Genomic DNA, 14,963 nt, shown 5'->3' with positions numbered 1-14,963 from the left:
TTACTTTAATCTTCTGTTGCTCTTCCTATAGCTTTAACCAGCGTTAACATTACTCCCATACCTTTCTGGAAGTCTTCATCCTGCATTTGTTTTAGCAATCCACCTATGCCTACTTTTGGTGGTTCAAGAAGAGCTTTGTCAAGTTCGGGATCTTGTAATCCTCTTTCCATCACATCAACAAGATCTGTGCTCATTACTGCATTTGTTATCTTTAATACAGTTGTCATAAGTTGTGCTATCCCATGAGCAGTCTGATCGTTCATATAGTCCTGCAGGATTCTGGCTGTTCGCACAAGATCAAGAACTGCTTCAACATCAGCCGGTGTAATTTCAATTCCTGATATCTGATCTGTAATAGTTTCATCTGTCATATTCACTTCCTCCTCAGAACAATCCTTTTACGCTAATATCCCAGTGTATGTGGTAATACATGCGATACAGGAACCATCCCATTTTTGTGGTTGTGAAAGGTGCGGGGGGTACTCCGTACCTCCAGGTGGCAATATAACCTTTACCCATTGTGTTCGGAGTTTCTATTTCAGTGACTATGGGACATCCTGTTTCACCTTCATAAGGTGTTTTTATGCCATTTCCATAAATATCATTGATCAGGTTCTGACTTATTGCAATTGCCTGATAATGTGCACCAATGCCTGTTTTGAGGATGTCTGCGGGTCCGAGATCTCCAATCACGTACACATTGTCATGGTTGCCAGCAGGACCACGATACTGAAGTGTAGCTTTATCTGCCGATATCCATCCATTCTCATCCGTAAGGCCTGAATTTATTAGTACCTCTGGCGCTTTGTGCGGAGGCACAGTGATCAACAGATCATAATTTACCTTTTCTCCAGTTTTTGATGTTAATTCTTTTCGGGTTGCATCAACTTCAGCCAGCTGAAAGTTTCTCACAATTTCAACATTTTTTTCATTGAATTGGCCAGTCACGAATTTGTTAAATTCCGGTGGTCCTATTGGTTCCATGGGCCAGACCAGTGTTATTTGTACATCTTCTCTGTTCTTCTTAATATTGCGCAAATAACTTTCTAGCATAAAAGTAAACTTTACGGGTGCACCGGGACAAGGGACAGGCATCGAGGCAACAGAGATCACGACTTTTCCGCCGCTGATATTCTTTACCAGATCCCTTACCTTGAAAGCATCTTCTATTGAAGTGTAGAATGTGTTAAGATCATCTTTAAGACCTGGAATCGTATTAACATCAGCCCTGCAACCCATTGCGATAACAAGATAATCGTAACCATACTTTTTGTTACTTTTGACGGTTACTTCTTTATTTCCAAGATTAACTGCTGTTACTTCTCCTTCTTCTCCATAAAAGGCTTTTACTCTTGGACTGATGAGCTTTTTTCTTGGTCTTGTAATCTCTTCAGGCGTATAAAGTTCAAAGGGAATAAAAGTAAAGCCACCCTGATTTATATTTGTATCATTTTTATCGAGTATGATAAGTTCTAACTCGTCCCTGGCAATCTTATTCCTGAATTCTCTGGCTAGTATATTTGCTACCACCGATCCGGCATAGCCTGCTCCTAATATCAGTACCTTTTCTTTCATAACTTAACCCCATATTTTTTATGAGTTGCTGGTTTAGATATATTTTGCGGTACTGATGATTTCTCTGGGCAGTATTTAACCAAATGGAAGAACCTCTAAAAAAAATATTATATAGCAGTTCTTTCCAAATATCTTTCATAGCAGGCACTCTTCAGTGCCGCTGAAAGATAAGAAGTAGAAGGTTACAGATGTTATCTGTAACTTAAAGATTATAGTTATTGCTAGCAATAACTATAGTTAGTTCTGAAGTACTATCTCAATGTTAATGTCCTTAGGAACCTGGATGCGCATAAGCTGTCTGAGTGCACGCTCATCTGCCGCAATATCAATGAGTCTCTTGTGTACACGCATTTCCCAGTGATCCCATGTAGCAGTTCCGTCGCCACTTGGACTTTTACGGACAGGTACTACCATCTTTTTAGTTGGTAGTGGAACTGGTCCTGCGATACTTACCCCTGTTCTGTCTGCAATAGCTTTTACCTGATCGCAAACACCATCGAGGTTTACAGGACTGATTCCTGATAATCTGATTCTTGCTTTTTGTGACATGTTTATCTCCTAAAAAAGGAAAAAGTTGAGTGTATTACTGCTTCAGTTTAACACTCATGCACATGCCAGCAGCAATGGTCATACCCATATCACGGATAGCGAATCTACCGAGTTGTGGGATTTCCTTTACAGGTTCGATTACCATTGGTCTTGTTGGCTTGATGGTGACAATTGCTGCATCTCCAGCCTTAATGAAGGTTGCATTCTCTTCCTTGACTTCACCTGTCTTTGGATCAAGTTTCTTGTCAATGGACATGAGAGTACATGCAGTCTGGGTTGTGTGGCAGTGGAATACTGGTGTGTATCCTGCTGTGATAGCGGATGGGTGCTGCAGTACAACGATCTGTCCTGTGAACTCTTCTGCTACTGAAGGTGGCTTGTCTGATGGTCCACATACATCTCCTCTGCGGACATCGTTCTTACCTACACCACGTACGTTCCATCCGATGTTGTCACCAGGTACAGCCTGATCATGTTCTTCATGGTGCATTTCAATTGACTTGACTTCACCGCTTACGCCACTTGGATTGAATGTTACAGTCTGGCCCTTCTTCATGATACCTGTTTCGACCCTACCTACTGGTACGGTTCCGATACCGGAGATGGTGTATGCATCCTGTACAGGGATTCTGAGTGGAAGGTTGTCTGGCTTATCTGGTTCAACAAGGAGGTCAAGTGCTTCAAGGATAGATGGACCTTTGTACCATGGTGTGTTTGCGCTTGAATCTGATATGTTGTCGCCCTCAAATGCGGATGTTGGAATGAATGGAATCTCTGATGCCTTGAATCCTACCATACCGAGGAGCTGGCTTACTTGTTCCTTAACCTCATTGTATCTCTCTTCGCTGTATTTTGATGCATCCATCTTGTTTACAGCAATGATGAGCTGGTTGATACCAAGGGTTCTTGAAAGGAACACGTGCTCTTTTGTCTGGTCCATTACACCATCAGGTGCTGCGACTACAAGAATAGCTGCGTCAGCCTGGGATGCACCAGTGATCATGTTCTTTACAAAGTCACGGTGGCCTGGACAGTCCACAATTGTAAAGTAGTACTTGTCGGTGTCGAATCTCTTGTGAGCGATATCGATTGTGATACCTCTTTCACGCTCTTCCTTAAGTGAGTCCATGACCCATGCGAATGCGAAAGACTCTTTACCCTTTTCTTTTGCTTCTGCCTTGTACTTCTCGATAAGGTGAGCAGGTACTGCTCCTGTCTCGAACATTAATCTTCCGACAAGGGTTGACTTGCCGTGGTCAATGTGACCAATAACTGCCAAGTTCATGTGTGGTTTGTCAGCTGCCATTTTCATATCTCCTTTATTTAAATCAATTATAATATATCAGTTTGATTTGCCATAATAGGTCTTTTTACGTTTAAACCTTTCTGACAAAATAGGATTTTTGCAGCAAAAAGCTGCAAATTTCCGCAATTACATACTCATGTAGTCAGATGCCTGTGGTAGGTCCTTCTTGAGTCCCTTTCTTTCTCTTATGCCACTAACAACTTCTGCTGTCAGGTTTGTTGGAAGTGTGTCAAATCCTGCAAACTCTGTACTCCACATTGCGCGGCCTTCGGTTGCTGATCTGATATCTCCTGCAAATCCGAACAGTTCGGACACTGGTGCTCTTGATTCAATGATGGTCATGTCGCCTTCTGAGCCCATATCAATGATAGTACCACGACGTCCCTGAATTTCCTTGGTTGCGCCACCCATACTATCCTGTGGCACCTGGATGAATACTTTCTGGTACGGTTCAAGAAGTGTATCGTCTGCCATTAACATTGCTGCCTGGATACCTTGTCTGGATGCAGGTATTACCTGTGCAGGTCCTCTGTGGACTGCATCTTCGTGTAACTTTGCATCAACGAGCTTTACCTTTACACCCATGCATGGTTCTCTTGAGAGAGGTCCTGCCTTCATTACTTCCTGGAATCCTTCAAGGATGAGTTCCATGGTTTCATTGAGATGCTGGATACCTTTTGTGACATCAATGTAAACATTGCTCTCAAAGATGTCTGCAATACCCTTAGCTTCGTCTTTGGTCATACCAGCTGCCATGAGTTTTTCTCTGCGCTCTACCTCAGGCATGCGCATTGATATCTCACCGGCTTTGATAAGATCCCTTACTTCCTGTGCAAGAGGCTCAACTGTAACATAGAATCTGTTGTGTCTGTTTGGTGACTTACCTTCTACTGGTCCTGCACTGCCACGAATGGTCTCACGATAAACTACCAAAGGTGGTGTGGTTGTGATCTCTACACCCTTATCGCGCTCAATTCTGTGAGCAATAACTTCGAGGTGAAGTTCACCCATACCAGCCATTAAGTGCTCACCGGTTTCTTCGTCAAGTGTGATCTTAAGTGTTGGGTCTTCCTTTGCAACCTGTCTCAATACTTCTACAAGTTTTGGAAGGTCCTTCATATGCTTAGCTTCGACTGCAACGGTAACTACAGGTTCACTTGCGTGGGTGATACTCTCGAAAGGCATCATGCCGTCAAGGGTGGTTACTGTTGAACCGACGATAGCATCTTTAAGTCCGGTCACAGCTGCAATGTTTCCAGCAGGGATGTTCTCCACTTCAAGTCTCTTTGGACCCATGAAAACACCGACCTGTTGAATTCTGTTAGTTTTTGATGCACCGGATACGTAAACTTCCATACCACGTTTGAGTGATCCGCTGAACAACCTTCCGGTTGCAACTTCACCTGCATGTGGGTCCATCGTAATATCTGTTACCATGAATGCAAGCTCACCCTCAGGGTCCGCATTGATCATTGACTTGCCGATATTGGATTCCTTATCTCCGTGCCAGATAGCGTTTACCCTTCCTTCCTGTGCTACAAGAGGGGATGGGAGGAACCTGATAACCATATCGTTTAGGACTTCATGGAGTGGACACTTGTCTGCAAGTTCCTTTATCTCCTCAGGGCCTGCTTTATTGTAATCATAGATCTGCTGGAAACTGACTCCGGTCTTCTGCATCATTGGTACGCTGATAGCCCAGTTGTATAATGCTGAACCGAAAGCTACGGTACCTTCTGCTGCGTCAACTTTCCATCCTGCCTTGTAACGCTCTTCGTTCATACCTTTGATGAGCTTGTTTACGTGATCGATAAGTTTGCCGAGTCTGATCTGCATTTCCTGCCCGTCGACCTGTAACTCATTGATGAGACGGTCAACTTTGTTGATGAACAGAACTGGCTTGACGTGTTCCTTTAATGCCTGTCTGAGAACAGTCTCTGTCTGTGGCATTGTACCTTCTACAGCGTCAATAACCACTACAGCACCATCTACTGCACGCATTGCACGTGTAACGTCACCACCAAAGTCTACGTGACCTGGTGTATCAATAAGGTTAATGAGGTATTCCTCGCCATCATATTCGTGGACCATTGAAACGTTCGCTGAATCAATGGTAATACCTCTTTCCTGTTCTTCTGCATCAGAGTCAGTCCAGCAAGCGTTACCGGCAAGCTCTTTTGAGAGCATGCCTGCGCCTGCAAGAAGGTTGTCTGACAGGGTTGTCTTTCCGTGATCAATGTGCGCAACAATACCAATGTTACGTATCATCTTTGGTTCGCCCATGAGCGCTGCAACACGGTCAACCATTTTATCATTTCTTGCCATATTAATTACCTTATCCTTATTTACTAAGTGGCAGGATTTGCATTAACGTGCTGCCTTCGCAACTCTTTCCTTTCCATCCTTCTTGTTGATGGAGAAGCATTTTGCATCACGGTTTGAAGCTGCAACTATTTCTGCTGCAAGACAATCTGCTGCACTTCTCTTGGATTTGAACGAAGCCTTATTTGCACCCATTGTAATGTATCTGAGTGCGCTGTCAACACGTCTCTGCGGAGCAGTGTCTACTGCCTTTGGTACGGATATTCCGCCGTACTTAAGTCTAACTACTTCTTCCCTTGGTCCAGCGTTAGATATAGCTTCTACCAGAACCTGTACGGGGTTCTTTTTGGTTCTTGTGCTAATAATGTCTAATGCTTCAGAAACAACTCTCATTGCGTTCTGCTTCTTTCCGGTGTTCTGCGCATTGCGCATAACGTTGTTAACAAGACGTTCAACGATACAGATATCTGATTTGTTGAATTGCTGTCTTGCATGCTTTCCGTTTGAGTGAGGGATAATCACCGGATCGAGGTTCACATACCTTTTAATTCCCTGGTCAGTGACCTCTACTTCAGTGAGATCCCATTTTTCAAATAACTTGTACATTTAATTATCTCCTTGGTTTCTCTTTTCGGCCAATAACCATCTCTCTTAAGCATACATTGTTTACAGCAGTGACCTTGAAGCGTACTCCGGGAATATCACCCATTGCACCACCCATACGGCCACCAATTCTCTCTACTGTAACTTCATCGTGCTCGTCGATAAAGTTGATAGCACCGTCACCAGGGCAGAAAGCTGACACCTGACGTCCGTTCTTGATCAACTGTATTCTAACACATTTCCTGATAGCTGAGTTTGGCTGCTTAGCCTCGATTCCTACTTTCTCAAGCACAATGCCTCTTCCCTGAGGTGCGCCTCCAAGAGGGTCCGCTTTAACGTCAAGTCCGAGTGTACGCCTGTTATAGCGTGAATCTTTCCATCTTGCATCCTTTCGCATGCGTTGAAGTGTATGAGCTGCGTATTTTCCATTTGGCATAATTATGTCCTCCAATCTATGTCTTTGATGAGTATATGATATTATTTGAATTATCACTGCAGGATGACATCATCTATATCATGATGCCTCTTAGCGACAAGTTTTACCTTTTCAATGTTTTTCCCATTCCGTCCTATGGCAAGACCCTTGTCTTTATTAGATACTTCTACATAAGCCAATCGCTTATTGTTCCTGCTTGTGATGTTCACCGATTTGACCGATACCGGACCGAATGCGTTCTTTATGAACGTAGCAGGTTCGTCCGAGTATTCGACAAGATCGATAAGTTTATCCACTGTTTTCTTCACACGGTTAATGTGGTCCCCGTTTCTTCCGATAGCAGCACCCATATCGCCTGTGTTTATCACATATATTATTCTATCGTCATCGATAATGCAATCTTTAACCGCTGCACCTGTGACATTTTCAAATAATGCGATATACCTGATGCTTTCAGTGGATAACCTGATCTCGCCCAAATATCGCAACTCCTTTAAGCAGCGGCAGCCAGAATATCAGATTCACCGCTATCAATGACGGCCATTGCAGCAATGAGAAATGGTTTTCCGCAGGCAGGTCCAAGTTCTGTTCCTGTGCCGGAGTAGTTAAGTATCGGTACATCTAGGCTTTCGATCTTTGCTCTTACATCTGCAGGGCAGTTTGCGGCAAGTATGACCATTTTTGCTTCATTGTTCATGGCAGCATCGATAGTCCTGTTAGATCCAATTATCACCTTTCCGGTTCTGATCACTTTGATCAGTGCTTTGTCAATGTTAATATCCATTTATGTCAACTCATTTATAATGTCAGTTTGAGATTTGTATTAATAAGTGATTCCGTATATCAACTTTCTGGTTGTTCTTTGTATTATAATATTGGAAGTTCATCTCGTAACAAGATGAACATCTCCTGTGCCCAGTTTAATAGGCTGTCCTACTATAATATTCTCGGTAACACCATTAAGTTCATCGCGATCTCCACGCATACCGGCATCAAGCAGATGGGTTACAGTAACTTCAAAGGCGGCACGTGCAAATACACTGGCCTTCTCTCCTGAAATTCCATGTCTTCCGATCTGTTTTACTTCTCCATCACAACACATGATGTCAGATACAAGCATTATGTGTCTGATATCAACAGTAAGACCCTGCTCTGCAAGTGTGTCAGTAGCTTCTTTTATGATCGCATTTCTTGCAGCTTCGATACCAAACACTTCGTATATCTCTCCGATGTTGTTGGTATATGTCCTTGTAGCATCTATTCCTTCTATCTGAAGTACTTCTTTAAGCTGTGAACCTTCAGTATAAAGCGTATATTCGTCCCCATCTTTCCTGATGACTACTCTTTTAATTCCTTCAATACCCTTTAGTGTTATAGAATGGATGTTCTTTGCCAGCTGAAGAAGTTCGCGGTATGAGGGTGCGTTTGGAGTTACTATTACCTGATTTGCAATACTGTCTGATACATTGACCATGACACCAAGTTCTTCATGAAGACCTTCTGCAATATCAGTTGCATTTAGTGCTCTGTGTATCAATGTTTTCTCGTGCAGATCAATGATAAGTTGCATATTTGCAAGGTCTGTGGTGATGTCTGCGAGATGTTCTATATGGGTTGCCTCAATTTCCCATGCAAGCTGACGTGCCTTGTCTCTATCAGTTGCATATTCTTCTTCCAGTGCGATGGTCATCATTGGTGTGCTTGGTTGTTTCCTTGCATCAACAATCTCAATGAGACGTGGCAGACCTAGAGTAACGTTAATTTCAGCGACACCAGCGTAGTGGAAAGTACGCATGGTCATCTGTGTGCCTGGTTCGCCAATGGATTGTGCTGACACAACACCCACTGCTTCACATGGTTCCACACACGCATATTCGTAGCTGTCCTTCACACGCTCGATAATATCCTCCAACTCTTTCTTTGTAACGCCTACTTTCATCACGTCATCTTTCAATGTCTCCATGATGTTCTTAGGCAGATCCAGTTGAGATGTCATTGAATCTATAGTAGCTTCACTAATCGTCATTTAGTTCACCTCTTTCCCGGTGACCATTCTGACAATCCTGTGAATTGCCTCAGGTTTACTGTAGTCACTCTTTGTAGAATCTATGCCGTCTTCTCCGTATTTGAATTGGACGACCACACCACGTGTCTCACGTACTGAACCGTCATACTGGACCTCAAGATCCTGCAACGCGTTTACAAGTCTTCTTTGCAGGTAACCTGATTGGGAAGTACGGACTGCAGTGTCCACAAGACCTTCACGACCACCAATTGCGTGGAAGAAATATTCTGTCGGATTAAGTCCGCTCTTGTAACTTGCTTTGACGAATCCGTGAGCATCTGCACCAAGGTCACCTTTGTCAAAGTGTGGAAGTGTCCTTCCTGCATAACCTCTTCTTATCCTTTCACCACGAACAGCCTGTTGTCCGACACATGCGGCCATCTGGGTAAGGTTAAGCATTGAACCTCTTGCACCTGACTTTGCCATCAACACTGCAGAGTTCTCAAGACCAAGTTGCTGGCCTGCAATATTACCGGTCTGGTCCCTGGCCTTACCGAGTTCCTGCATGATCTTCATTTCGATGGTCTCTTTAAGCGTACGTCCTGGCAAAGGTTCCAGTTCTTTTGCTTCATAAGCTTCAATTAGTGTCCTTACCCTATCTTCTGCGTCTTTAAGGAGATTATTGATCTGCAATTTTGCAGTCTTGGGTATGTCTTCGTCACTAATACCGAAACTAAGTCCTGTCTTCATCACACCACGAATGGCGAGTCTTGTAAAGTCATCTACGAACTTGGCACCTGCTTCAGGGCTGTATTCCTTTACAACTTTATCAAGGATTTTACCTTTGAAAGCACCAATAGCCTGTTCGTCAATGGTGCCCTGAAGCATTTCTCCATCTTCTATGACAACATAGGCATTATATTCACAATCCCTCTTTTTACAGGTCTCACACTTGAAACAGGCCTGTGCCGGGAACTCCAGGTAGAGTCCCTTTGGCATGATCTGACTAAAGATCTGCTTTCCGTTCCACAGCGGTTCTCCTTTTTCAGAGTAACTTGCAGGTTCTGGAAGGACTCTAATGTCTGATTTCCTGAGCAGTTCAAGAGCTGCATTCTTGGTGATTGCATTCTCGTTCCTTGTGAGCAGGAACAACCCTGAGATGTGGTCGTGTATGCCGCCGATGATAGGTCCGCCGAAACGAGGGGACAGGATATTCTCCTGCACCTGCATGAGAATACTAGCCTCTGCCCTGGATTCTTCGGTCTGAAGAACGTGCATGTTCATTTCATCACCGTCAAAGTCAGCGTTATATGGTGCGCATACTGCAGGGTTAAGTCTGAATGTTTTGTTTGGAAGTACCTTGACCAGGTGAGCCATGATACTCATCTTGTGAAGGGAAGGCTGTCTGTTAAAGAGAACGATGTCTCCGTCCATGACCTGTCTTTCGACTGTCCATCCGACCTCTATCTTCTCTGCAAGCTCTTCCTTGTTGATCTCTGATACTCTTATGCGTCTTCCATCATCACGTATGGCGTAGTTTGCGCCGGGGTGTACCGAGCTTCCACGCTGCACATACATACGCAGGAGTTCAAGGTTCCTTGTTGTTACCTTTTCAGGTATTGTCATCTGTCTTGCAATTGCAAAAGGAACTCCGACTTCGTTAATACTAAGGTTTGGGTCCGGGGATACTACAGTACGGGCTGAGAAGTTCACACGCTTACCTGACAGACTTCCTCTGAACCTTCCTTCCTTACCCTTAAGACGCTGGGTAAGTGTCTTCAGTGGCCTTCCTGACCTGTGTCTTGCAGGTGGTACACCTGATACTTCATTGTCAAAGAATGTTGTAACGTGGTACTGGAGCAGCTCCCACAGGTCCTCTATGATAAGTTGTGGTGCACCAGCATCCCTGTTCTCCTGGAATCTCTGGTTGATCCTGATGATGTCCACTAGCTTGTGGGTCAGGTCATCTTCACTGCGCTGGCCGGATTCCAGGGTGATCGAAGGCCTTACTGTCACTGGTGGGACTGGCAGAACCGTGAGAATCATCCATTCAGGCCTTGCGCTTTCAGGATCCATTCCAAGGACTTTCACGTCTTCGTCAGGCACATTCTCAAAGCGGTCACGTATTTCAGTTGGTGTGAGCTTGTGTCCGTCCTCTACATAATCACTGGGCTTTTCGAACTTGATCTCAAGCTGATTTGTTGAGCAGTATGGGCAACTCTTTGACTTACGTGCTTCCTTAAAGACTTCATTAATAATATCGTCTGGAAGGTGTCCCATTTCTTTTGAAGTTACCAGTTGTGCAAGGAAATTATCTTTCTTTTCAGGGCTAAGCATTAGTCTGCTGCAATTACGGCAAATTGAGCGCAATGCCTTGCGTATGGTCTTGTTAAAGCCCACATGTATGACCGGAGCAACAAGGTCTATATGTCCGAAGTGTCCCGGGCATTCTCCTGCTCGGCTTCCGCAGGTCTTACACTTTAAACCAGGGTCAATAACTCCCAGACGCAGATCCATGAGACCCATATCGATTGGATAACCGTCGTCATCATAGGTGTCAGCAGTTATGATGGCGGTTACACTCATCTTCCTCACTTCGCGAGGGGATAGCAGGCCGAATTTTATGGCACCGATCCTTTTTGGAATAGATGGAATATCGTTCATTTTAAAATCACTCATTATACCGCATCCTCAAGTTGCAGTCTTGGAGCCACACCAAGGGATTTGATTTCGTCAAGCAGCAATTTGAATGCGTAACTCATGTCCACAGGGTGGATATCAGTCTCAGCACCACAGTTAGCGCAGTACCTTACGTTCCTCTTCCTGTCAAATGTTGCAATCATTCCGCAGTGTCCGCAGACAAGCTCAGTTACCTTGTCGGATTCATCGAGCAGTCTTTCTTTCAGGGTCATAGCAGCTCCGTGTCCAATAAGCACATCACGCTCCATTTCTCCGAAACGCAATCCTCCTTCACGGGCACGACCTTCAGTTGGCTGTCTTGTAAGCACCTGCACCGGTCCACGTGATCTGGCATGCATCTTTGATGCTACCATGTGGTGCAGTTTCTGGTAAAGGATCACTCCAACAAACACATCCGCTTGTATCTTCTTGCCGGTTACACCATCAGAGAAAACTTCTTTGCCGGTGTGTGAAAATCCCTGCTCTTTGAGAGTTGCACGCAGATCATCTTCATTCTCTCCAGAGAATGCAGTTGCATTGATCCTTCTTCCTTCCATTGATCCGATCTTGCCACCGATCATCTCAAGCACGTGACCGACCGTCATACGTGAAGGGATGGCATGTGGGTTGATAACAAGGTCAGGTACAAGACCATGCTCTGTAAATGGCATGTCGGCAAAAGGTACTATAAGTCCGATAACTCCTTTCTGTCCGTGTCTTGATGCGAACTTGTCACCAATCTCAGGAATTCTCTGGTCCCTTATCTTTACCTTTGCAAGACGGGTTCCGTTTATTGATTCTGTGAGGATGACTGTGTCAACGACACCTTTTTCGTTAGAACGCATTGTAATAGCACTTTCTCTGCGCTGCTCAACGGTGATGCCGAAATCGGACTGTTCTTCAAGGAAACGTGGTGGACTTGTCTTACCGATCAAAACATCATTTGGACCGACAATTGTCTCAGGATTCACAAGACCGTCAATGTCAAGATTTGCATATGATTCAGGACTACGTGCACCTCTGAACTCGGAGTCTGGAATTTCGAACTTGTCTTCCTGTCCACCAGGATAGCGTCTTTCTTCACCCTCGAATGTCCTGAGGAAGTGACTTCTTCCAAGTCCTCTTTCAATGGAGCCTTTGTTAAATACCAGGGCATCTTCAATATTGTGTCCTTCGTAGGACATGACCGCTACAACGAAGTTCTGTCCGGCAGGCCTGTCATCGAAGTGAATTGATTCGCAGGTCTGTGTCCTGACCATTGCTTTCTGTGGGTAATGTAAAAGATGTGCACGTGTGTCTGGTCTAAGCTTGGTGTTGGATGTTGATACTCCTATACACTGCTTGACCATTGCTGCACCCATTGTGTTACGTGGGGATGCATTGTGTTCCGGGTATGGTACCATTCCTGTGCAGATACCTAACATAAGTCCGGGGTTTATCTCCATATGGGAGTGGTTCTTTGTAATGTGCTCCCTGTAAAGCGCAATGAACGCATTTTCTTCTTCTTCTGAATCAATGTACTCTATCTTTCCAGCCTTTTTCATTTCGTCGTAGGACATCTTGCCTTCTGCCAGAAGTCCTTCTTCTTCTTCTGTCACAAGGGCTTCACCATTTTTCACAACAATGAGTGGCCTTCTTGCACGACCCATATCTGTGTTGATTATTACCTCATGAATATCTTCATAATATGTGACATTGAGCTGGTCTGAAACAGTTCCTTCCCCGCGCTGATTCCTGATATTTTCAATCAGTTCTGCAGGGTCTGTATGGGTTCCTATGAGTTCTCCGTTAAGGAAAACTTTAGCTTCATTCATCGAGAAGTCCTCCTGTGCCATCGTCTAGTGAATCTGAATAGTTCGTGTACCCGATAGGTTCTGGCTTTGCCTCCTCTTCCACTACGGGTTTTACTTCCAGCTCCTCCAGGTAATCATCGAGTTCTTCATCATATTCCGGGAGTGCTTTTATTGATGAGTTAAGAACTGTCTTTACAACGCCAAGGTCATAGAGTATGTTCTTTATTTTCTTATTATCCTCAGTACCGGTTGAAAGTTCCACCATCTGTGCAAAGTTCTTCACAAGACCACAGTTCGGACCTTCAGGGGTTTCTGAAGGACAAAGCCTGCCCCATTGTGTTGGGTGAAGGTCACGGGCCTCGAAGTGAGGCTGAGCTCTTGAAAGTGGGGAAATTACACGCCGCAGGTGAGAAAGTGTTGAGATATAATCTGTCCTGTCAAGCAGCTGTGATACGCCAGTTCTGCCGCCAACCCAGTTTCCTGTTGCAAGTGGGTGCTGCAGTCTGTCTGTGAGCACATCTGCTCTTACAAGTGTGACCACATTAAGCTCACGGTTTCTCATGTTAGCTCTTTCAAGCTGATATTTTACATCTCTTGAGAGCCTGTTGAAGGCAACCCTGAACAGGTCTTCCATTAGGTCGCCTGTGAGCTTGAGTCTCTTGTTGGAGTAGTGATCCTTATCATCCGGATTACGCCTTCCAAGTGCAAGTTCAAAGCATGATTCTGCCATTCTTCCAAGGAAGTTTGCCTTTGGAGCCCTGTCGGTTGGTTCGTTTCCAAGATGTGGTAAAAGATATCTGTCAATTACGTAGTTGGCACGTTTGATCTGATAGTCTCTTGCCTGTCCTGATGCAACCCTTGAGCCGATCTTTTCCATTGCATCTTCTATGTTGTCAACCTCTGCTTCTTCAAGGTTCTCAAACATGAATTTCATAATTTCGGGGTCAGTGGATACTGCTTTTACGAGTTCTTCGTCAGTTTCTACACCAAGTGCCCGCATAAGGGTGATAAAGTTGATACGTCCTGATATTGAAGGGAATGATACTTCCAGAAGCGATTTTCTACCTCTCTCTACAACAACAAGTGCCCTGTATCCTCTTCTCTGTGAGAAGACTTTTGAAACTTCGATGGTATCTCCGTATCTTTCACCAAATTCAGTGAGTATCTTGTTCGGGGCGAGGTCTTCCAGGGTCATGACCACTCGCTCGGTTCCGTTGACGATAAAGTATCCTCCTGGATCAAGTGGATCTTCACCGAATTTCACCATCTCTTCCTCACTGAGCTCAGTAAGGTTGCCTATTTTGGATTTGATCATAACAGGAAGCTGGCCGATCTTTGCTTCCTGTGGTTCCTTCTCTTCATCGTTCTCAACAACACTCATCTGCAGGTAGAGGGGTGCTGAATATGATAGGTTCCTGAGTCTGGCTTCGTTAGGATATAGGTTCTCAATTGCCCCGTCCGCTTCCTTCACTACCGGGTTCTCCACGCGGATAGCGCCCAGCTTTATGTAGGTGTCTTCAAGGTCGGTTTCTATGATCTTCTGCTCATCGATGATCTTTTGCAGACCTGTCTCCACAAATTTATTATATGAATCGATGTGATGCTGTACGATCTTATCTTTCGTGAAAAACGAACGTGGGATCTGTCCTTTGGTTAACGCTATGATAGCACCTTCTTTATGTGGTTTATATTATC

13 protein-coding genes are annotated in these 14,963 nt (G+C 44.5%); all 13 read right to left on the bottom strand.

What is annotated here, in order from left to right; translation table 11 throughout:
* Positions 1 to 5: 5 nt before the first annotated feature.
* Entirely contained in the window at positions 6 to 371 is a 366-nt protein-coding gene (locus WN948_RS12640) for a DUF1641 domain-containing protein (RefSeq protein WP_342304552.1), read from the bottom strand.
* 13 nt (positions 372 to 384) lie between these two features.
* Complete coding sequence (locus WN948_RS12635) at positions 385 to 1,575, bottom strand: FAD-dependent oxidoreductase (protein WP_342304551.1); 1,191 nt, start codon at positions 1,573 to 1,575, stop codon at positions 385 to 387.
* 237 nt (positions 1,576 to 1,812) lie between these two features.
* Entirely contained in the window at positions 1,813 to 2,124 is a 312-nt protein-coding gene (gene rpsJ, locus WN948_RS12630) for a 30S ribosomal protein S10 (protein ID WP_342304550.1), read from the bottom strand.
* Positions 2,125 to 2,158: 34 nt separating this feature from the next.
* Positions 2,159 to 3,430 carry a translation elongation factor EF-1 subunit alpha gene (gene tuf / locus WN948_RS12625; protein WP_342304549.1) on the bottom strand — a complete coding sequence of 424 codons (1,272 nt, stop codon included), beginning with the start codon at positions 3,428 to 3,430 and terminating at the stop codon, positions 2,159 to 2,161.
* 126 nt (positions 3,431 to 3,556) lie between these two features.
* Positions 3,557 to 5,755 carry an elongation factor EF-2 gene (locus tag WN948_RS12620; protein ID WP_342304548.1) on the bottom strand — a complete coding sequence of 733 codons (2,199 nt, stop codon included), beginning with the start codon at positions 5,753 to 5,755 and terminating at the stop codon, positions 3,557 to 3,559.
* Between the two features lie 42 nt (positions 5,756 to 5,797).
* A complete protein-coding gene (locus WN948_RS12615) occupies positions 5,798 to 6,358 on the bottom strand; it encodes a 30S ribosomal protein S7 (protein ID WP_342304547.1) in 561 nt (186 codons plus the stop codon).
* A gap of 4 nt (positions 6,359 to 6,362) precedes the next feature.
* The gene (locus WN948_RS12610; RefSeq protein WP_342304546.1) at positions 6,363 to 6,791 is read right to left on the bottom strand and encodes a 30S ribosomal protein S12; all 429 of its coding nucleotides are present in this window, start codon (positions 6,789 to 6,791) and stop codon (positions 6,363 to 6,365) included.
* Positions 6,792 to 6,844: 53 nt separating this feature from the next.
* Positions 6,845 to 7,270: a NusA-like transcription termination signal-binding factor gene (locus WN948_RS12605; RefSeq protein WP_342304545.1), complete on the bottom strand. Its 426-nt coding sequence runs from the start codon at positions 7,268 to 7,270 to the stop codon at positions 6,845 to 6,847.
* 14 nt (positions 7,271 to 7,284) lie between these two features.
* On the bottom strand, positions 7,285 to 7,575 hold the full coding sequence (locus tag WN948_RS12600; RefSeq protein ID WP_342304544.1) for a 50S ribosomal protein L30e: 291 nt from the start codon (positions 7,573 to 7,575) through the stop codon (positions 7,285 to 7,287).
* Positions 7,576 to 7,674: 99 nt separating this feature from the next.
* Entirely contained in the window at positions 7,675 to 8,817 is a 1,143-nt protein-coding gene (gene rpoA2, locus WN948_RS12595) for a DNA-directed RNA polymerase subunit A'' (protein WP_342304543.1), read from the bottom strand.
* Entirely contained in the window at positions 8,818 to 11,460 is a 2,643-nt protein-coding gene (locus WN948_RS12590) for a DNA-directed RNA polymerase subunit A' (RefSeq protein WP_342306476.1), read from the bottom strand. It abuts the gene before it with no gap.
* Positions 11,461 to 11,474: 14 nt separating this feature from the next.
* On the bottom strand, positions 11,475 to 13,289 hold the full coding sequence (gene rpoB / locus WN948_RS12585) for a DNA-directed RNA polymerase subunit B (RefSeq protein ID WP_342304542.1): 1,815 nt from the start codon (positions 13,287 to 13,289) through the stop codon (positions 11,475 to 11,477).
* Positions 13,282 to 14,910: a DNA-directed RNA polymerase subunit B'' gene (locus WN948_RS12580; RefSeq protein ID WP_342306475.1), complete on the bottom strand. Its 1,629-nt coding sequence runs from the start codon at positions 14,908 to 14,910 to the stop codon at positions 13,282 to 13,284. The genes rpoB and WN948_RS12580 overlap by 8 nt, the downstream gene beginning before the upstream one ends.
* Positions 14,911 to 14,963: the final 53 nt, after the last annotated feature.

Origin of the sequence: Methanolobus sp. ZRKC5 (assembly GCF_038446525.1) — an archaeon.
Classification (GTDB): Archaea; Halobacteriota; Methanosarcinia; order Methanosarcinales; family Methanosarcinaceae; genus Methanolobus.
The sequence above is the reverse complement of the archived record's forward strand: the minus strand, read 5'-3'. Positions and strand labels throughout refer to the sequence as shown.